This window comes from Clostridium porci, assembly GCF_009696375.1.
Classification (GTDB): domain Bacteria; phylum Bacillota; class Clostridia; order Lachnospirales; family Lachnospiraceae; genus Enterocloster; species Enterocloster porci.
Genome location: NZ_VUMD01000013.1, coordinates 64,208 through 84,208, shown reverse-complemented (window position 1 = coordinate 84,208; position 20,001 = coordinate 64,208). Strand labels below are relative to the sequence as shown.

General features: G+C 46.8%; 19 protein-coding genes, 1 pseudogene and 1 riboswitch. Of the genes and pseudogenes, 6 read left to right on the top strand and 14 right to left on the bottom strand.

Going from position 1 to position 20,001, the window contains the following annotated elements; translation table 11 throughout:
- Nucleotides 1-183: 183 nt before the first annotated feature.
- The 6 genes and pseudogenes from FYJ39_RS14410 to FYJ39_RS14385 all read right to left on the bottom strand — a co-directional run.
- Nucleotides 184-348, bottom strand: a pseudogene (locus tag FYJ39_RS14410) (IS3 family transposase); the annotation flags it as partial.
- Entirely contained in the window at nucleotides 276-1,040 is a 765-nt protein-coding gene (locus FYJ39_RS14405) for a CHAP domain-containing protein (protein ID WP_235919848.1), read from the bottom strand. The gene FYJ39_RS14405 and the pseudogene FYJ39_RS14410, both read right to left, overlap by 73 nt.
- Before the next feature lie 436 nt (nucleotides 1,041-1,476).
- On the bottom strand, nucleotides 1,477-1,644 hold the full coding sequence (locus FYJ39_RS14400; protein ID WP_154473160.1) for a hypothetical protein: 168 nt from the start codon (nucleotides 1,642-1,644) through the stop codon (nucleotides 1,477-1,479).
- A gap of 43 nt (nucleotides 1,645-1,687) precedes the next feature.
- Nucleotides 1,688-1,813: a phage holin gene (locus tag FYJ39_RS14395; protein WP_154473159.1), complete on the bottom strand. Its 126-nt coding sequence runs from the start codon at nucleotides 1,811-1,813 to the stop codon at nucleotides 1,688-1,690.
- A gap of 225 nt (nucleotides 1,814-2,038) precedes the next feature.
- The gene (locus FYJ39_RS14390; RefSeq protein WP_154473158.1) at nucleotides 2,039-2,422 is read right to left on the bottom strand and encodes a hypothetical protein; all 384 of its coding nucleotides are present in this window, start codon (nucleotides 2,420-2,422) and stop codon (nucleotides 2,039-2,041) included.
- Nucleotides 2,423-2,432: 10 nt separating this feature from the next.
- Complete coding sequence (locus tag FYJ39_RS14385; protein ID WP_154473157.1) at nucleotides 2,433-2,972, bottom strand: hypothetical protein; 540 nt, start codon at nucleotides 2,970-2,972, stop codon at nucleotides 2,433-2,435.
- Between the two features lie 416 nt (nucleotides 2,973-3,388).
- Here FYJ39_RS14385 and FYJ39_RS14380 point away from each other — a divergent pair, with 416 nt between their 5' ends.
- The 3 genes from FYJ39_RS14380 to FYJ39_RS14370 all read left to right on the top strand — a co-directional run bounded on the left by FYJ39_RS14380 (nucleotide 3,389) and on the right by FYJ39_RS14370 (nucleotide 5,159).
- On the top strand, nucleotides 3,389-3,850 hold the full coding sequence (locus FYJ39_RS14380) for a helix-turn-helix domain-containing protein (protein WP_154473156.1): 462 nt from the start codon (nucleotides 3,389-3,391) through the stop codon (nucleotides 3,848-3,850).
- A gap of 3 nt (nucleotides 3,851-3,853) precedes the next feature.
- On the top strand, nucleotides 3,854-4,759 hold the full coding sequence (locus FYJ39_RS14375; RefSeq protein WP_154473155.1) for a HipA domain-containing protein: 906 nt from the start codon (nucleotides 3,854-3,856) through the stop codon (nucleotides 4,757-4,759).
- A gap of 91 nt (nucleotides 4,760-4,850) precedes the next feature.
- Nucleotides 4,851-5,159, top strand: coding sequence for a plasmid mobilization protein (locus FYJ39_RS14370; RefSeq protein ID WP_235919847.1), 309 nt, complete (start codon nucleotides 4,851-4,853; stop codon nucleotides 5,157-5,159).
- A 26-nt stretch (nucleotides 5,160-5,185) separates the two neighbouring features.
- Here FYJ39_RS14370 and FYJ39_RS14365 read toward each other — a convergent pair whose 3' ends face one another.
- The 3 genes from FYJ39_RS14365 to FYJ39_RS14355 form a co-directional block, all read right to left on the bottom strand.
- Nucleotides 5,186-6,802 carry an extracellular solute-binding protein gene (locus FYJ39_RS14365; RefSeq protein WP_154473153.1) on the bottom strand — a complete coding sequence of 539 codons (1,617 nt, stop codon included), beginning with the start codon at nucleotides 6,800-6,802 and terminating at the stop codon, nucleotides 5,186-5,188.
- 46 nt (nucleotides 6,803-6,848) lie between these two features.
- Entirely contained in the window at nucleotides 6,849-7,778 is a 930-nt protein-coding gene (locus tag FYJ39_RS14360) for a carbohydrate ABC transporter permease (RefSeq protein ID WP_154473152.1), read from the bottom strand.
- A 70-nt stretch (nucleotides 7,779-7,848) separates the two neighbouring features.
- A complete protein-coding gene (locus FYJ39_RS14355) occupies nucleotides 7,849-8,775 on the bottom strand; it encodes an ABC transporter permease (protein ID WP_154473151.1) in 927 nt (308 codons plus the stop codon).
- A gap of 197 nt (nucleotides 8,776-8,972) precedes the next feature.
- Between FYJ39_RS14355 and FYJ39_RS14350 the strand changes: the two genes are divergently transcribed.
- The 3 genes from FYJ39_RS14350 to FYJ39_RS14340 are packed head-to-tail and all read left to right on the top strand — an operon-like array spanning nucleotide 8,973 to nucleotide 13,258.
- Nucleotides 8,973-10,019 (top strand): response regulator transcription factor, encoded by a 1,047-nt coding sequence (locus tag FYJ39_RS14350; protein WP_154473150.1) that lies wholly within the window; start codon nucleotides 8,973-8,975, stop codon nucleotides 10,017-10,019.
- A gap of 15 nt (nucleotides 10,020-10,034) precedes the next feature.
- On the top strand, nucleotides 10,035-11,849 hold the full coding sequence (locus FYJ39_RS14345) for a sensor histidine kinase (RefSeq protein WP_154473149.1): 1,815 nt from the start codon (nucleotides 10,035-10,037) through the stop codon (nucleotides 11,847-11,849).
- Between the two features lie 26 nt (nucleotides 11,850-11,875).
- Complete coding sequence (locus tag FYJ39_RS14340) at nucleotides 11,876-13,258, top strand: alpha-L-fucosidase (protein WP_154473148.1); 1,383 nt, start codon at nucleotides 11,876-11,878, stop codon at nucleotides 13,256-13,258.
- A 469-nt stretch (nucleotides 13,259-13,727) separates the two neighbouring features.
- On the opposite strand, the gene galE is transcribed toward FYJ39_RS14340, so the two are convergent.
- The 5 genes from galE to FYJ39_RS14315 all read right to left on the bottom strand — a co-directional run bounded on the left by galE (nucleotide 13,728) and on the right by FYJ39_RS14315 (nucleotide 19,735).
- Complete coding sequence (galE, locus tag FYJ39_RS14335) at nucleotides 13,728-14,744, bottom strand: UDP-glucose 4-epimerase GalE (RefSeq protein ID WP_154473147.1); 1,017 nt, start codon at nucleotides 14,742-14,744, stop codon at nucleotides 13,728-13,730.
- Between the two features lie 165 nt (nucleotides 14,745-14,909).
- A complete protein-coding gene (sigK, locus tag FYJ39_RS14330; RefSeq protein ID WP_154473146.1) occupies nucleotides 14,910-15,539 on the bottom strand; it encodes an RNA polymerase sporulation sigma factor SigK in 630 nt (209 codons plus the stop codon).
- Between the two features lie 298 nt (nucleotides 15,540-15,837).
- The gene (locus tag FYJ39_RS14325) at nucleotides 15,838-17,493 is read right to left on the bottom strand and encodes a methyl-accepting chemotaxis protein (RefSeq protein ID WP_154473145.1); all 1,656 of its coding nucleotides are present in this window, start codon (nucleotides 17,491-17,493) and stop codon (nucleotides 15,838-15,840) included.
- 331 nt (nucleotides 17,494-17,824) lie between these two features.
- Nucleotides 17,825-19,003 carry a phosphoribosylaminoimidazolecarboxamide formyltransferase gene (locus tag FYJ39_RS14320; RefSeq protein ID WP_154473144.1) on the bottom strand — a complete coding sequence of 393 codons (1,179 nt, stop codon included), beginning with the start codon at nucleotides 19,001-19,003 and terminating at the stop codon, nucleotides 17,825-17,827.
- Nucleotides 19,004-19,021: 18 nt separating this feature from the next.
- Entirely contained in the window at nucleotides 19,022-19,735 is a 714-nt protein-coding gene (locus FYJ39_RS14315) for an IMP cyclohydrolase (RefSeq protein ID WP_154473143.1), read from the bottom strand.
- 141 nt (nucleotides 19,736-19,876) lie between these two features.
- Nucleotides 19,877-19,964, bottom strand: a riboswitch (ZMP/ZTP riboswitch).
- Between the last annotated feature and the right edge of the window lie 37 nt (nucleotides 19,965-20,001).

Genomic DNA, 20,001 nt, shown 5'->3' with positions numbered 1-20,001 from the left:
TTGAATTTTGTTTACATTGGTTTTGAGGTTGAATTTTCCTTGTAAATACGTTGCTTCCGGGTGTTTTCCTTTTCAGCTTTTCTTTCTGATTTTCTTTTTCTTCGTTTTGAAAACAGAGAGAAAACTAAGGGCAAACGGCAGATATGCACCTATGTCAATACTTTGGACAAAAAAGTTGAAGGTCTATGCCACTTTTTTTAATTCTTCAACCTCCTTTTGCTGTGGAGTCATATAATGAATGGCACTGTGAATTCTTTTTCGGTTATACCATGATTCTATGTACTCGAAGATTGCCCTGCTTGCTTCCTCATAATCCTGATAAGTGCGACAATGGACTTCCTCTTTCTTTCATACAGATTATCCTGGATTCTCTGCCATCCGGCCAGCGCGTACCCATCACTGTTAAAATAATACTTATGTCCATTTATGACCCGCCAGCAGGACTTGCAGTATCCCATTTCACTGTATACATACCACCACCCGTTGCTATCATGGCGCCAGCCCACCTCATAGGAAGGCGCCTCCACCAGCGACCAGTCCGGGCGGCCGTAGCCGTCAATCCGGCTGTTGTTTAAGCTGTACTCCTTCTGGCACACCGCCCCTCCATTGGCGATTACCTCGCTGCCGGAACTGGTGTTGCCCTCAATGGTGCGCACCGCAGACGGTGTAACCTCCGCCACAATCCCGGTGTGACAAATACGGGAGCTGTTGCGGAAAAATATCTGATCTCCCGGCTTGGGGCTGTCCTTGTGGTATTGTCCCCGTTTCTTATAATACTGGGCGGAATCAGGCGTATAGGCCGAGAAGCCGCCTAAAAGCTGCCGGGCCGCCACCTTCCCGAAGGCCTGGACAAAGCACCAGTCCACAAACATATCGCACCACGGATTCTCTTGAAGGGATGGGTACAGATCCCTGGCGTACTTGGTAAAGTTATTGCTTCCGGCGTTGGCTGCCTTACTGTCAAGCTCATCCTCTGTCCGCTTCTCCAGGTATCCTTCCTCCTGGAGCGCCACTGTTAACAGCTTATCCACTGCACTCATAGGTACCTCCTATCAAAAAAGCCCGGAAACTTCCGGGCAAAAATCAGTTACAAGAATATTGCAATTCCTATCTGCATATGCTATAATGCCAGTAGGCAAACGAAATAAGATTTTCCAAAGGAACATGAAAAGCTCCAGAGTTCACGGCTCCGGAGCTTTTCTATTCCTAATTTAAAACGGGAAGGCTTAAACCCGCAGGCTGGTTACCGATTATTCATCGCCGTCCAACCATTTGATGATGTAGTGGCAGGCCACACCAGCCGCGACAGCGACAATAAACGAAATAAGACTTTCCACTTGGAACACCCCCTTTCCTTACCGGTATAGGGGCGGTAACATTTGCATTATAACATAGCTTTAATCATGCTGCAATTATAAACAGGCCCCGGAAACCTCCCAGGGCCTGTGTTTTTGTGCTGCCGTTGCAGAGCCTCAGCTAACGGATGTTCTCGGTTCCTTCCGCTCTCTCATCTTCCTTGCCGGTTGCCGGGCCAGCGGTCACATAGGTCTTATCCTGCGGCCCCTTCGGCGTTACCTCCTGGGCTGCGTCATTGGCCCGCTGCTCCGCTGTCCTGTTGTCTCCATGGTTTAATGTGTTTGACATACGCTTGTCCTCTCTTTCTTTTTGATATATAGTCTTTTGTTCCTTACTCCTTTGGCTCTTTATACGTCAGAGCCTGGGCGCTGTCCCCTACGCCCCTTGTGGTCGGGTCTGTTACGATCCCCAGGATTGACAATACCACAAAGAGCGCGTTTACTACGGCCAGAATCAAGCTCTATGTAACCGTCATACACGGCCAGGACGCTATCATCTCCGTTAACAATTCGAATCTGTTCTGTATTAGCCGGGTCAGAAAAAACGGCAGTCAGGTTTTCAAGCGTCTCATTTGTTTGGAATCTAAGCGTCACGCTGGATTTGTTTTACCTCTCTTTCTGCTTCAATCTAGGATGACATTATGTATCAGTGTACTTGTGTTAAACTTACTGAACCTGTATGGTTAACTCCATACAGCGCTCTTTTTATCTGGGCCGAGGGAAAATTGAGAAACAAGATTTCCTGAGTCGCTTATGTATCTAAAACGTAATAAGTTATCTTTTTGGGATGCCGCTATATGCCATTTACCATCCTTAACCGTCATAGTAGAGAGGATTATCACTTCATCTGCCCCCTTCGTCCCTTCCAGGACAATGCTTGGTTTCGCGGATGACCACCCTCCCCCTGCATTAGTCCGATGACTAACAGTTGAGCTGCCTGTTCCATTTAAATTAGAGTTTGTAATATCTTTTTCCCAGTTTTTCCAGGTATTACTTGTCTTTATTTTGGTGTAATTTTCTCCGGAGCTTGTATCAACAGCTGTAATTGTAGCTGTCGAAGAATTCATTACCACAGCTTCAAAGGTGCCATAATTGGAGGGAGTGGGCTGTTGCCCCGGAGCTATAATATCCTGAGTATTTTCCTGCCGGCAATGAGCCGATTGTCTCTGTCATGCTGCCGGATGTAATTTTCATCATTAAATTGTCAGATTGGGTATTTAGTTTATCAACTTCACGCTGCATTGCATAAGCCAACGCAGACGATGGGACTTTTGACTGGTCATTCAACTGAACATTGGATATATCCATTTTCTTGACTAGATTATTCATTACCGAATCGGTAAGATAATCAATCAAAGACTGTGCGGATACGCTGGCCCCAGTCTCCCCCAGTACCCCGCTGGTATCCAGGGCCGTGATCATAGATAATAGTTCTGCGGCATATCCCCTGGCCAGGTACTTCCAATTCTCTCCTTCCTCCGGTGTAACGCCAGTCAAATTATCCTTCAGCGCAAGCCAGGACGACCCATTGTGATACACAAAATTGCCTTTGGCATAGGCAACGTCCGCGCTGTATTTACCTTTGCCGGCTATACCGGCAGTTCCCAAACTTGCCATGTTATTTCTTTCCTTTCTATGCCATGTATTCAAATGACAGCACCTTGTTTTCGTCTAACGCGAACGTAATACCCCTCCCTGGCTGTCCTGTATCAATTCCATGGTGTCAAAATCAATGTGGAATGTTGGAGGGATGATGCTCGCGTACTGAGCTGCCCTGTCTGCCTCATTTTTGGCCCTGTCGGCATCTGCCTTGGACTGGTCGCTATAGTATTTGCTGTTTTTGCCATTCTCACCATGACCCGAACTTGTACGGCAAGTTCCAGACAAACAGTAAGCGTTTCCGCCTAATGTTCACCTTTAGGGGACACCCCTAATACCCCGTCGTCACAGAAATGTTAAAATCATATCCGTATAATCCCATTGACAAACGGTCGGTATACCGATACAATATAATAAAAGAAAGGGCGGTGCAAATGAATCTACAAGAATATATTGACAGCCGAAATATAACCAAATACCATCTGTCACAAATCAGCGGTGTTCCGAAAACAACCATTATAGATATTTGTTCCGGTAAAAGCTCTTTGCAAAAATGCTCTGCCCGCACGGTACAGCAGCTTGCAATAGCGCTTGATTGCACAATGGAATATATTATGTCTTTGGATACAATAGATACAGGGTATGATAAAGAAACGGGATTACCCAAAAGCAAAAAATATCTCGAATGTGGTCTGCCGTCCTATCTGCAATCTTCTTTGGCAAATATGATTGCTTCTTGGAAAATTGTAGACAGCGGCAAAAAAGATTATCATTGGGATATGTACTGGAGCGAATTAAATGCGGATATTAACTCTGCCGAGGTTGGGCAGGAAATATCTACGGAACAGGCTTGGTATTTGCGTGAAACTTATTTAAGAATGAAACGAGGTGACTAACCGATGATTGATTTTACCAATCTCCCCGTTCGCAACAAAACCTATGCAGGCGCAAACGGTAGTAAAATTTCCGTATTATACAACGATGAATTGTATATGCTGAAATTCCCCGCCGTTCCCGCCGTCAACAAAGAAATGAGTTATGCGAACGGTTGTGTATCGGAATATCTTGGATGCCACATTTTTGAAAGCATCGGTATTCCGGTTCAAAAGACAATGCTTGGAACCTATACAAAAAAAGGAAAGCAAAAAATTGTTGTAGCCTGCAAAGACTTCACCGCAGGCAGTCTTGTGCTTCAGGACTTCGCATCTTTGAAGAATACGATTATTGATTCCGCTCACAACGGTTACGGTACGGAGTTGAGCGATATTGTAAAAACCTTAGAAGAACAGACGGCTGTCGATCCCCAAATGCTGACCGAATGGTTTTGGGATATGTTTATCGTCGATGCCCTAATCGGAAACTGGGACAGGCACAACGGCAACTGGGGCTTCCTGTATAACACCATTACCGATGAAATCTCACTTGCGCCTATTTACGATTGCGGCAGTTGCTTGTTCCCCCAAGCAGACGCAGAAATTATGCGAAAGACTTTGGATGATCCCGCCGAGCGTGAAATCCGTATCTTTGAAAGACCGCTTTCGGGCATAAAAATCAATGGGCAGAAAATCCAATATTTTAAGTTTGTTTCTTCTTTGGGGAACAAGGACTGCAACAAGGCACTCAAGCGAATACTGCCAAAGATTGATATGAAAAAGATTTATAAAATCGTAGATGAAACGCCCTTTATTTCAGATTTGCAGAAGGAATTTTATAAAACAATGCTTCGTGAACGTAAGGAGCGGATTTTAGACTTTTCTTATCAAAAGCTTCGCAAGCGTGAGCGTTCCAAAGAGCAGGAATGTTAAAACAAAATAACAACCGAATATTCGCAATAAGCCGATAGGAATTATCTCATCGGCTTTTTTGCACCCAAAATCACAAAAAGAAGGTATGTATATGAACAGAAATCCCAAAGAAAAATTTGCCCGTATTAAAGTTCGGGCAAAGCCAAAGGACAAGGAGAAGATAAAGCAGCTTGCCGCAAAATGCGGTTTATCTGTCAGCGAATATATTATGCAAAGGGCATTGGGCTATACACCAAAAGCGGTGCAGCCCGATGTCTTTTTTCATTTCTATAACAAATTATGCGGACTTTTAAATCGTGACGTATCTCCCGAAACCGAAGCAGCGGCGCTTAAACTCTTTGACGATATTTATGCCGTAATCATAGATTTTTGGATTACTGTTTTACGGATACCCATCTAATTGTCCCTGTCCCCCTTACTCTATTTTTACTGATATCCTTTTTCTGTAAGCTGTTTATTAATTTCTGCCAGTAAATCCTCGACTCCGTTCTTGTTCAGTGCATCTAAAAACTTTGGTATATAGACTTCAGGGTCTACCATACCGGACTCCAGCGCTTTGGCATTCTCATCTACCACGTTGGAGATAGCCGCTATCTCAGTTTCCACCGGGCTGTTATCCAGTGAAAAGCCATTGTGAGGAGCCGTTATGGCCTTCGCATTGTATTCCTCGAATAACTGTTCAATATTATCCGGGTAAGAGATATCCCACTTCTGATTGAACGGTGTGCCGAACTGCCATCCATAGGTGTAATTAACATAGCCGTTGTCCTCGATTTTCAGGGTTCCGCCCATTGTGCGGTCTACCTGGTTGTCGCCCACCGCGCTGTAGTGCTGGCCTTCAATGCCGTGACGGATCAGGGTTCCTACGTATTCGTCGGTATTTAACAGGTTGATGAACTCCAGGGCCTTATCCGGATGTTCAGAAGCAGATGAAATAGCCAGAATTCCTCCGCGCGCGTTCTTTGTCTCAAAGAGCGGGTCCATAAGCGGAACGAAGGTCACGCCGTGCCCTGTCTTAGCCGCCTCAGCCTCAGCCGCTCCCGGAGCGTATGAGATGATATAGGAGAACAGCTTGCCGTTCTTAAAATCATTGTCACGGTTGGCAATGTCGGTATCATAGTTTACCGGGTCCTTGGACATGTACCCCGCCTCATACCAGCTTCTCACCAGTTTGCAGTAATCCATGTATTCCTGTGTTGCATACTGATTAAACACCCCCGTCTGATCCTTAAAGCACTCGTATTCCGGCACTGCAGCCGCACCCGGAAGCACTCTGGAACCGGACAGACTCTCGTAGGGATACAGCATATTGAAGGAGCCGCCGGAGCTTCCAAGGCCGGAAAGTCCGATGATGTCCTCTCCTGCCGCGTCAGCCTTTTCCTTGACGATCTTTAACACTTCCGTATAGTCCTCCAGTGTCTTTACCGCGGTTAAATCGATGCCATACTTTTCTGCCATGGTAGAGTTTACAAAGAAACCGCTCTGCCAGCCCATCTCCTTATAGGACGGAACGCCATAGATCTTTCCGTTTACGGAAACAGCCTTCCATAAGGACTCAGGAATGAACTCATACGTCTCAGGAGCGTACTGCTTCACTGCATCCGTAATATCCATAAATGCATCCTTGGCCACAAACTGCAGGTAGTTGGTCGTCCATTCTGCGGTAAAGCAGATATCAAAATACTCGCCGGAGTTGATCAGGGTCGGCATCTTTTCCTGGTAATCGGGATTGGCGATGACCGTATAATCGATCGTCACACCGATCTTTTCCTTCGTATACTCATTCAATGCGGCAATAACCTTATCGGTATCCGCATCCACCGGATTCAAGGACATATACCATTTTAAAGTAACAGGCTCCTCCGCCGTCTTCGAAGCATCTGTCTCTGCTCCCTTTTCAGACGTTGTCTCTCCTGCTGCCTTCGTATCCGCAGAGGCTGCCGTACCGCCCTCCGTCGTCTTTGAAGAGCCGCAGCCTGTCATCAGGCTGGCTGCCATTGCCGCGCTCAGCACCGCGCATGCCCACACCTTTCTTTTTCTCATTTCTTACTTCCTCCTTCTACATAATTTCTACATAATTTATAACATCTTACCCTTTGACCCCGCCGATTGTAAGTCCCTTCACAAAATATTTTTGGAAGAAGGGATAGGCGCAAAGAATAGGCAGTACTACCAGTACGGTTAAGGCCATTCGGCCGCTGTTGGTCGGAGCGTTGTTTGCCATCTCCGCGTACTCCAGCGCGTTAGCCGAGCTCTGTTTCAATGACTCCAAGCTGTTTTGCATACTCCATAATAACGTCTGGATCGGGTAATTCTTCGTCTCGTAAATGTAAAGCATGCCCAGAAACCAGTCGTTCCAGTAAGCGATCATGGTAAACAGGCCAATGGTGGCGATTCCCGGTTTAGACAGCGGAAGAACGATCTTCAAAAAGGTATTGAATTCCCCTGAACCGTCGATGGTAGCTGCCTCCACAATCTCCATGGGTATACTCTTAAAAAAGGTCCGCAGCACCACCACATAAAACACATTGAGCGACATGGGTAAAATCAGCGCCCAGACAGAATCCCGAAGCCCTAAAATCTGTGTGTTGACCATATAGCTGGGAACCAGACCGCCGTTAAACAGCATAGTAAAAAGAAGCAATAAGGTCAACGGCTTTCCATACCGGTAATCTGACCGGGAAAGCACATAGGACAGAAGCGTCGTCACCGCCAGGCTAAACACCGTTCCCACGATCGTGACAAACAGAGTAATTCCGTAGGAACGAACCACCTGATCCCCCATTTTGAAGAAAAGCCGGTAGGCCTCCAGACTCCATTCGCTGGGAAAAAATGTATAGCCATTTTCAAAAATGCTCTGCTCACTGCTGAAAGACACGATAATGACCAACAGAACCGGCAACACGCAGGCAAGCGCCATCAAGATCAGAATTACATTCATGATCCCGTTCGTCTTCTTACTGATATGATTGACGCAGGAATACGCTCCTGCTTCCTCGTCTTTATATTTCTTTTTCATGGCAATTCCCCTTTCCTGACTAAATCAACCGCTCTCATGCGGTCTTCACGCGTTTTTCGAAGAGCGGCTGTCAGAACAGCGCGCTGTCCTTGTCGATCTTTCGCACAATGAAATTGGAGCCCAGCACCAGAATAAAACCGACTACAGACTGATATAAGTTGGCAGCCGAAGCCATTCCGATGTTGCCGCTGACCTTTAACGCCCGGTAAACATACGTATCGATGACGTTGGTGATCGGGTAAAGGGGGCCGGAATCCCTGGGCAGCTGATAGAATAGCCCAAAATCAGAGTAGAACATCTTGCCAATCGCCAGTATGGTCAGTACAATCATCATGGAACGCATGCAGGGAAGCGTAACATACTTAATCTGCTGCCACTTGGTCGCCCCATCCATGATGGCTGCTTCGTAATAATCATTGGAAATCCCCACCAGAGAGCCTAAGTACATGACGGTTGAGTAGCCCACGGTCTTCCAGAGCTGGCAGAATACCAGGATAAACGGCCAGAACTGTTTCTGTGTATACCACTGGACCTCATCTTTTCCGAAGAAGCGGAGAATGTGGTTCACTAATCCGTTATCCACACTTAAAAATGCAAACGCAATAAAGGAAACGACAACCCATGACAGAAAGTAAGGCGCCATGAAGATTGTCTGGAAGAGCTTTGCCCTTTTCTTATTTAACAGTTCATTGAGCATGATAGCCACGGTAACCGCTACCACCAGATCCAGCACAATAAAAATCAGATTGTAGCATATAGTATTGCGGGTGATGATCCATGCGTCGCTGGTCTTAAACAGAAACTTAAAGTTTTCCAGCCCGTTCCATTCGCTTCCAAATATCCCTTTTCTAATGTTGTATTTCTTAAAAGCCAGGACAATGCCGGACAATGGCAGATACTTGAATAAAATCATCAGGATAATCCCCGGCAGGGCCATGAGCGTGAGCGGCAGATTTTTCTTAAAATAGAACCATTCACTTTTTTGCCTTGTTTTCATCTTTACCCCCCTGTTTCTTCACATCGCTTTTTGCTTTGATGTTTTCTGGCATAATTATACCTTTATCGGATTTCATTCCACAAGTAGACTTTTTTTATCTCAGGTGTACTTTTATTTTGGAACGCTCCGAACCGATTGCGCGGCTGACCTTCATGCTTTATAATCATAGATAAAAGTAAAAAATGAGGAAAACAATTATGAAGGTTCTTCTTGTTGACGACGATATTTTTGTAATCAGAGGATTAAACTCCATGCTGCACTGGGAAGCATTTCACGGTGAACTTGCCGGAACTGCTGCCAACGGGGAGGAGGCGATGGAATATATGGCAGCCACTCCTCCGGATGTCATTATTTCCGATATCAAGATGCCGCGGATGGACGGACTGAAGCTGGCGGAGCTGATTCACGCACAGTCTCCGGCCACCCGCATGATCCTCTTAAGCGGCTACGAGGAGTTTGAATATGCAAGACAGGCGCTCAAGTACGACGTTGCAGACTACATCTTAAAGCCAATCACAAGAGAAAAGGTCAATCAGATCGAAAACCTCCTGATTAAGTTTTGCGAGGAAAATCAGAAGAGAAAGCAGCAGTTCTTAAACGCCTATAATTCCGGTCTGGAAGAGAAAATATTAACGATACTCCACAATCAGGATATGGAGGCGATGGATCAGTTTTTCCTCTCTTCCTATTTTGTAAGCACCATGCACAGCAGCTTCGCCAATCCTCTGGGAATCCAGCTGATCAATTTCTTATACGCCTATTTTTCCCAGATCGATGTAAGCCGGACGGTCATTACCGTCTCAAGGGAGCACGCTATGGAACAGTTCTGGGACTCTCCGGGCGTCCAGGAAAAGATCAACTTCATCATGAGCAGCTATTACGACGTTCTGACCGGGATGAATCAGAAAAAGCAGGCATACAGCGAGTCCTTTATCACCTATGCGAAGGAGTATATCGGCAAACATTACTCTGACCCGGAGTTCAACATCTCCGTCCTGGCGGACAGTATGCACGTATCGCTGTCCTACTTAAGCTCCCAATTCAAGCAGGCCACCGGTTCCAACTTAATTTCCTATGTGACCGCAATGCGTATGGACTATGCCCGCCGTCTGCTGGCCGACCGCCGTTACTCCATCGGGGAGATATCCGCGATGTCAGGCTACGAGGACGCCAAATATTTCGCCAAGCTGTTCAAGAAAAAGACGGGTTTAACCCCCAGTGAATACCGGAATCTGAAAACATAAAAAAGGAGGGAGCCCATGGCAATCCGAAAAAAAATATCTGGTCTGTTTCTGGCTATCATCCTCTTCTTTCTCTTAACCTTCTACATATTTATGTACTTTTATTTTCACAATACGGTAACGGCCGCAGTGGTGGAACGGCAGGAAGCACAGATCATAGCAAACTGCCATCTGGCCTCTAATTTTATGGATAATCTGAGACAGATCACCATCCATTTTATCAGTGACCGCGCCATTGGCAGCCAGCTCAGCAGCACGTCCACCGAGCCCATGGAACATCTGCAGGTCCGCGCCGCCCTGCAGTCCCAGTTCTCTCACTACTCGCTGCTTACGATGTCTCATGATGTCAACAGCTACCGTTATACCCTGTTCCTCAATGACCGGCTTCCCATCTCATCGATGTTTGAGGCCAGGACCCTGAGCACGAATCCCTACAGTACAGTCAGCAACATCTTTACCAACACCCTGGTGAAGGACGATCTGTGGTATAAAAATACTCTGGAAGCCTCCAATTACACCTGCGTATTTAATAATGAAAGTTCCGGAGAGCTATGCCTTGCCAAGAAAATCCAGAATACCAGATATACGGGACCATACTATAAGGATGGGCAGGCCGTCATGGTCATCAGCATTAAAATGCCCTATATCGATTCTGTTTTCGGCGGGATTCCCCCCACCCCCAACAGCGGCTACGCCCTCTTGAACAAAAAGGGGCAGCTTCTCTACTCCAGTCCCAGAGGCCCGGATCACAGCTTCTACGCAGAGGCACTTGCAGCGGTCAGCGGGAATACCGCCTTATACCAGGCCGGAACCGGTTCTCACCACGTAATCGGCGGGGAGCCTTACCTGGTAAACTTTGACGATTCCGATCAGGATATCACCCTTCTGTCGCTTACGCCCTACTCCGATATCAATCGTACAGTACGCCCCGTCATGGTACGCTTTTCCGTGATCTCTCTGCTGATTACACTATGTGCCATGGCTATTGTCTTCACGGCTTCGGACCGCATCACACGGCCGATTATCCTCCTTTCTGAGGTGATCGGTTCCATCATCGATACGAGAACCTTTGACTTAAAGAGCCTTCACGTATCGGAGGATCGGGAAATCATCAGTCTGGAGGAAAGCTTCACGAAGCTGATTATCAACAACAACCGTTTGATTCATGATGTCCAGGCGCAGGAAATCAAGCAGAAAAACGCGGAATTAAGGGCACTGCAGGCTCAGATCGATCCCCATTTTATCTTCAATGCAATGGATGCGGTCAACTGGATTGCTCTGACCCGCGATCAGGATGATCTGGCGGAGATCCTCGCCTCCATTGCCAATCTCATGCGCTACAGCATCATGGAGGCCGACCAGCTCATCCCCTTAAAGAAAGAGCTTTCCAATATAGGAGAATATATTGCGATCTACAGGCTCCAGCATCAGGGAGATATCAGGCTTTCCGTCCCCTCAGAAGACGCCTCATCCGATACTCTGATTCCAAAATTCACGCTTCAGCCCCTGGTGGAGAATTCCATCCGCTACGGCGGCCAGCCGGCGGGAACGGCGATCGAGATCACGGTCTTTGTAACACATGAGGCGGACCGTTTCATTCTGGAGGTATCAGACAACGGCCAGGGCTGTGACCCCGATCTGCTCAATGAGTATCTGACTTATAAAACAAACAACTTAAAGGTGACCAACGGCTTTGGAATCCGCAATGTGAACGACCGGATACACCTCCATTTCGGGCTGGAAAGTGGGCTTAAGTACTACGTTGATGAAAACAACCGGCTGACGGCACGAGTAGAATTTAAGTACAGGGAAGCTTCCGCTGCTAAATTATAATAAAATAATAAAAGGAGAATTTTGATATGGAAAAGAAAACGATCGTTAAGAATGGGATTGTAAAAAATGGAATTCACGGCTATTCGGCGGCAGAGACCTATATAGCGCCAAAAGAGCCCGCCGTAAAAGAGCATCTCGAATGGTTCATGGGATTAAAGCTGGGCCTGATGATGCACTGGGCGCCTGGCTGCCAGATGGGGACCTATGAGTCGTGGCCCCTCTCCGACGGAGACGGCAGCTGGTCTCAGAAGGATGTAGACTGGACCGATATAGAGACCTTCAAGCAGGAGTATATCGACTGCAATAAAACCTTTAACCCGGTGAAATTCCGCCCGGACCGCATGGCAGAATTTGCAAAAGAATGCGGCTTTAAATATCTTTTATTCACCACCAAGCACCACGACGGCTTCTGCATGTTCGATACGAAGACCACCGATTATAAAATAACAGATCCCTCCTGCCCCTTCTCCTCTCACCCGGATTCCGATATTACCGGGGCTCTGTACCGGGAATTTAAAAAGCAGGGACTGGCCATCTCCGTCTACTTCTCCAAGCCGGACTGGCACAGCGATGCCTACTGGCATAAGGCATTCGGCACCGCGCCCACCAGAAATATCAACTATTCCGTTACAGACCATCCGGAGCTGTGGGAGGAATTTGTAAATTATACCCACGCCCAGCTTCGCGAGCTGACCTCCAACTATGGAAAAGTAGACGTGCTGTGGCTGGATGGCGGCTGGGTCAACGCCGGGAACGAAGGCCAGGATATCCGTCTGAATGAGATTGTCAAAGAGATACGCGGCACCACACAGCCCCATCTGATTGTCTGCGACCGCACCGTAGGCGGCGAATATGAAAATATCATCACACCAGAAAAGGAAATCCCGGATGCGCCGCTCTTCGTACCGTGGGAGACGTGCACAACGGTCGGTGAAAAATTTTCCTTCCATTACACAGACTGCTTTAAGTCCGGCCGTCAGCTGGTACACCTGCTGCTGGATGTCGTATCAAAAGGCGGAAATCTGGCGCTCAATGTGGCCCCTCAGCCGGACGGACTTCTGCCGGCGCCCGCCCTGTCCTCTTTAAGAGATATGGGCAAATGGCTGGCCGTCCACAAAGAAGGCATCTATGAGACAGAAATCACGGCACCCTATTATGAAAACAGGGTAAAGTATACGGCAAAGAAAGATACCGTTTATGCATTCTACCTCTACGAAGAGACTGCATCCCTGCCTTCGAAGCTCTTCCTTCACCTTCCGGAGCCCCAAAAACAGATTGCCTCGGTAACACTCATGCGGACTGGAGAACCGGTGGACTATACCACCGAATTTGGCGCACTGATCCTTCATCTGCCGCCGGAGTCAGCCGCAGGCGGAGAATATGCAGACTGTTTTGTTATACGATCTTAGCTGCTGATGGTATTCTGCGGCGAAAGTAGGCCAGGAGCATGAAGTTGTGCTCCCGGCCTCCTTTTGCCGCGGTGTTTTCGCACACGCTAACTCCGCTTTTCTTCCAGTATTTTCTCTGCTTCTTCCCATATTGCGCCAAGCCGGGCTTCTTCTCTCTCGTCCTTTCCTCTGGTCCCTATGTAAATCTTAATTGTTTGTATTGGTGTTGGATTTGAATTTTCCTTGCAAATACGTTGCTTCCGGGTGTTTTCCTTTTCAGCTTTTCTTTCTTATTTGCTCTCTTCTCTTTTGAAAAGCAGAGAAAACAGAGGGCAAACGGCAGATGGGACCGGGAGTGAAAAACCGGAAAATGAAAAGCAGAAGTACCCGGATTGTTAAGTCCTGATACTTCTGCTTGTGTTTTACTTTGTTCTATTTTCGGCTGGATTGTTTGACTGTTTTCAGCCGCACTTGAACAATTACTCCCGCTTTAATCCCGATACCCCTCAGGATTCATCGACTGCCATCTCCAGGAATCCGCACACATCTCCTCAATTCCCTTCTCAGCCCTCCAGCCAAGCTCTCTGCCAGCCTTAGCAGAATCGGAATAGCAGATAGCCACGTCCCCGTCTCTCCTAGGCTTAATCTCATACTTTAAAGTCTTGCCGCAGGCTTTCTCATATGCATGAAGAACATCCAGCACACTGTACCCCACGCCTGTGCCCAGGTTGTAAATGCTGACTCCGTCCTTATCAGCCAGCTTCTTCACTGCCTTTACGTGACCCTTTGCCAAATCCACCACATGGATATAATCTCGGACGCCAGTTCCGTCCGGGGTATCATAATCATCTCCGAATACATTAAGGCGCTCCAGCTTGCCCACGGCTACCTGCGCAATGTACGGCACCAGATTGTTGGGGATTCCCTTGGGATCTTCTCCAATCAAACCGCTCTCATGAGCCCCAATGGGATTAAAATACCGGAGAAGTACCACATTCCACTCTGGGTCTGCGGTATGTAAATCTGTAAGTATCTGCTCCAGCATGCCTTTGGTCCGCCCATAGGGATTGGTAATCTCACCCTTTGGGCAATTCTCTGTAATAGGAATCTCCGCAGGGTCTCCATAAACCGTTGCGGAGGAGCTGAACACAATGTCCTTCACTCCATGTTTTCTCATCTCGTCACAGAGAATCAAGGTTCCTGTAATATTGTTATGATAGTACTCCAGAGGCTTATGTACCGACTCTCCTACAGCCTTCAAACCGGCAAAATGAATCACTGACTCTATATCCTCCCTGTCAAATACATCTCTAAGAGCCGCCTGATCCAGAAGATCCACCTTATAGAATTTCACCTCTTTACCGGTAATTTTCTCAACCCGATCCAACGCTTTTTCGCTGGAATTATAAAGATTGTCCACCACTACCACGTCATAACCCGCATTCAGCAGTTCCACACATGTATGGCTGCCGATATAGCCGGCACCTCCAGTCACTAAAATCGCCATTGCCGCTCCTCCTTCAAGAACATATGATTATCTGCAACAAGGCGGAACAGGTCATCCCTGAATCCGCCTGCTATCAATAGTATAATGGTAAATCTTTCATAATACAATGCACAATCTTTTGAACTTTTGACACTTTTTATTGATTTTCTTTAAACCCTTTGCGTCTCAACCGTGCTTTGCAAATTCTGCCCGCATTTTCTCAATGGCCTTTTTCTCAATTCGACTTACATAAGAACGTGAGATCCCCAATTGTCCGGCAATCTCACGCTGGGTATATTCCTTGCCCTTATAAAGCCCGTAGCGCATGCCAAGCACCATTTTTTCCGTCTCTGTCAGGCAAGTTTCAAAAGCTTCGTAAAGCTCCTTTACATCCTGGCTTAATATCATCTGATCCAGAGTTTCCTTGTTATCCATCTCGATTACATCCAACAGACTTACCGTTTCCCCGTCCTTGTCTACTCCAATGGGTTCAAAAAGAGATACCTCTCTGGAATACTTTTTGCTAGCACGCAGGAGCATTAATATCTCATTTTCTACACATCTGGCTGCATAGGTGGCGAGCCTGGAACCTTTGTCTGCGTTGAATGTATTTACTGCCTTGATGAGGCCAATGGCGCCTACGGAAAGCAGATCTTCCGTGTCGTAATCAGAACCCTGGTACTTTTTAACCACGTGGGCGACCAGACGCATATTGTGTTCTATCAGCTTATCCCTAGCTGCCTGATCCCCCTTCTTCAGACGTTCCAGGCACTCCTTCTCTTCGGCTGCTGATAACGGTTTAAGAAAAGTCCTCAACGATAGCCACCCTGCATATTCTTAATCTTATTCTATGCGATGGCTGCTTGCCAAGTGCTTTTACAACTTTTTAGAAGCTGGTACTATTTTATTACAAACTTCATTTTCCATGTTATATCACTCCCTGTGATACATCAGCTTTCTGCTTCCCCACACTTTATTCTTAAAGTAAGCAATCCAATGATTGCAGATAATATAGGCAAGGCTGCCCAAATATCAAAATGGTATATGAACACACCAACAAAACTCCCGACTACAACCACTGATTGGAACTACGATAAATCAGGAAATAATACTTCTACTTTTTAAGCCGGAATTGTCCCACCAGGGAATTCATCATTCCTGCCTGACCGTTTAGCTCCTCACTGGCAGCAGCACTTTCCTCAGATGTGGCAGAATTAGTCTGAACTACTGCGGAAATCTGATCGAGCCCCTGGGAAATCTGGCCTACCGATACAGACTGCTCCTTGGACGCCTCCGCAATCCGGTCCAGCATATCCAAAATCTTCTCTACATGCTTTGCCACATTCTCAAAGGACTCTCCTGTGCTTGAAGCCAGCTTTTCACTGCTTTCCACATACTTTAATGAATTTCCAATTAAATTGGCTGTGTCCTTTGCTGCCTCAGCAGACTGCTGAGCCAGATTCCTCACCTCCTCGGCTACTACCGCAAACCCTTGACCGGCAGATCCGGCTCTGGCCGCCTCTACCGCCGCATTCAACGAAAGAATATTAGTCTCAAAAGCGATATCCTCGATTGTCTTAATGATCTGCTGTATTTTCTTGCTGGCTTCGCTCATCTCCTTTATGGACTTTAGCATCTGTCGCATCTCATCCTGACTATGACGAACGGCATCTCCCGTCTTTTTTCCAATGTTATTTGCATTCTGGGAATATTCGGCAGTTTGAGACAGCTTATCAGAGATATCAGTGATGGTAGCTGACAGCTCCTGTACGCTGCTTGCCTGTTCCGCTGCTCCATGAGCGAGGGCCTGAGCGCTGTCCGATACCTGATTCGCCCCGGCTTCTACCTGCTCTGCCGCCATTTCCAGACTTGAAAGAGTCTGGTTCATCCTTTCCTGGAACGACTCGATAGAAGTTTGTATAAGCTCAAAATCTCCCTTGAAGGAAACAGGACATTCGCAGGTAAAATTTCCCTTGGCAAACTCTCCCATTCCCATTTCAATGGCCTCAACATACTGCAAAATCTCCTTCAAGGAAATTTCAAGGTTGTCTCTGATGGAAGCCAGCTCCTGGGTTCTGCACTCTGTGGATAAATCCAGATGCAGCTTACCCTCCGCGATCTTTTCTATCTGAACCACCAGGCTCTGGATGTTGAGTATGACCTCTCTGCGCAGGAAGCGATACAGTTTGATACATGCCGTCAGAGTGATCGCTAAAACAGCTGCGCATACGACTGAAACTCTGATAATAACCTGGTAAAATCTCTCTTCCACCTGATGGCCGCTGGCATTTTCCTCCTCAATGGCCTGATCCAGCCTGGAAACCAGCTTCTCTATCCTGGGCTCTGTCTCATCTGTGTAAACAGAGATAGCCTTCTGTTTATCTGTTTTAAGCAGATTTAGTATCGTCTCTGCCGATGTATGAATTTCCCTGTGCAGGTTCTCCACGTCAGAGGAAAGGGATTTTAAAATCATATCATCCTGAGCTTCATTGCTGTATATTAACTGACCCAGTCCACAGGCTGTGGGATCCATAGCTCCTGTAAATTCTTTCCCGTAGTGAATCGCATTATTCAAATTCTTGCTCCACTGATAGTGGGCGATCTTGGCCTCATACAACTTGCTTATATAGGCATTTTCTTTACGTACTTCTTGGTTGACAGAGCTAATTTGCAAAAATGCCCTAGCCGTAACTACTGACAATATAATTACTGAAAGCAAAATTCCTCCGAAATATACAGCCAAAAGCTTAGTTAACGATTTTTTCTTCATCCTGTTTTACTCCTTTCCACCTTTTGCACACCCGTTTCCCTCAGAACCCTTACATCCTCTCCTTTTTATAAAAAATTTATTATTTTATTAATATATCGACAAATTTTAAATTTTCATTACATAATTCGACAAATTTTTTAACATTTGTCTCAATAAGCCCCTCTTTTAACGGATTGATAGGTTGCATGTACAGCTATGGGGATTTCCAAATAAAACAAACAAGCAGCAAATCCTTTCAGACTTACTGCTTGATCTGTCTCTGACAGGTGATATTCAATTTTGAAGCTGCCCGGCTAAGGCGCAGCCCGCTCTGCTCCCTTCTTCTTACGGATTAATGGTGAAATAATCTGACACCCGTAAACGCCATCACCATGCCGTACTGATTGCAGGCTTCGATTACCTGGTCATCCCGCAGCGAGCCTCCCGGCTGTGCCACATACCTAACACCGCTTTTGTGTGCCCGATCGATATTATCCCCGAATGGGAAGAAAGCGTCGGACCCCAGGGCCACATCCGTCATCGTATCCAGCCACGCCCTCTTCTCCTCCTTGGTAAAAACAGGCGGCTTTACCTTAAATATCTTTTCCCACCGGCCCTCAGACAGCACGTCCATATAATCATCCCCAATATAAACATCAATGGCATTATCCCTATCAGCCCGCTTGATCCCGTCCGCAAAGGGAAGGCTAAGCACCTGGGGGGACTGGCGCAGATACCAGTTATCCGCTTTACTTCCTGCCAGCCGGGTACAATGTACCCTGGACTGCTGTCCTGCGCCGATGCCAATGGCTTGTCCGCCTTTTGCATAGCAAACGGAGTTGGACTGGGTGTATTTTAAAGTAATAAGTGAAAGAATCAGATCAAGCTCTGCGCTATCCGGCAGCTTTCGGTTTTCCGTAACAATATGCCTAAGAAGCTCCCTGTTAATCTCCAGATTATTATGTCCCTGTTCAAATGTAATGCCAAAAATCTGCTTTCGCTCAATAGCAGCAGGCTCATAATCCGGATCAATCTGAATAACGCTATAATTTCCGTTTTTCTTGGACTTAAGAATCGCCAAAGCTTCGGCTTCGTATCCCGGTGCAATAACGCCGTCGGAGACCTCCCTCTTGATCAGGTTAGCGGTAGCCACATCACATTCATCGGAAAGGGCGATAAAATCGCCAAAGGAAGACATCCGGTCTGCTCCCCTTGCCCTTGCATAAGCACAGGCTAGGGGAGAAAGCTCTCCCATATCCTCCACCCAGTAGATTTTCTTGAGGGTTTCGTCCAGAGGCAGTCCAAGGGCTGCTCCAGCCGGAGAAACATGCTTAAAGGAGGCAGCGGCCGTAAGTCCGGCAGCCTGCTTCAACTCCTTTACAAGCTGCCATCCGTTAAGAGCATCCATAAAATTAATATAGCCGGGACGTCCGCAAAGAACGGTTAATGGAAGCTCCTTCCCCCCCTCCATGAAAATTCTGGATGGCTTTTGATTTGGATTGCACCCATACTTTAGTTCCAGTTCCCTCATAGCAATACCTCTCTCCCTTTATTGATTTTTGTTTCTGATTCTTGTCTCAACGGCGCCAGAAGCTATGTCGATAAAACGTACAAACAGAGCTACCTTATTTTCCTCATTCAGACTCTCCCAAACCATATTGGTAAATTCATTAATTGTACCGGTAATATCTATCGCCTTAGGCTCCCCCTCAAAGCTTGGCAGGGGATTTCCGTCATGCAGATAGGTATGAATAAAATGACCTTCCCCTGATGCAGGATTTTCATAAGCATAGGTAAAACGCAGACAGGAATCAGTATTTCCGTTATTGCTCTTTATAATGGACATGGCATAGCTGTAGCCGCCCTTTTCAATGTGCATAATACCAGAGATGCGGGGCGTGTAATTAGGTGCATCCGGCTCAAAGGTTCTGGAACGAAGGGACTGCTCAAAGGTCATCTGGTGATCCATCCCATCATAAATGGTATCTGTCTGGTCTCCATTGGTTATAATCGTCTTATTTCCCAGAACACGCACAGGCTTATAAATAATCAGGCTTGGATCTTCCAGCCTCGCAGGATCAAATGCCTGGGTGCGGATTCCCTCACCATCCTCTACAAATATCCGATTGCGGCTGTTGCCGCTTCTCCCCATAATAAAATATGCAGCCACCGCCCTGGTTCCATCCTCTGATCGTCCGATGACAATCCCCCGTCCTGGATAAGCATTCTGTTTCAGTTCCTGTTCCAATGAAATCTGTTTCATAGCATCTCCTCCGTTTTCGTATGTGAAAGGGTTTTAATATTTGCAAAAAAGCCCGCTGCCAGGTACACAATGCCAATGCTCCCTCAGACAGCTGCCAAAGTCAGAAACCTTTGACTTTGGCTAATTGCCTATGGGAGAATCAACACATGCCCAGGCGGCCGGCTCTCTTTTTTGTCCTATGCGTGCTCCCTGTGGTTTTCCCACTGATCCGCCAGTCACACGCCTTACCATTACTATATATCTTTTTTGCTAATATTGCAACACAT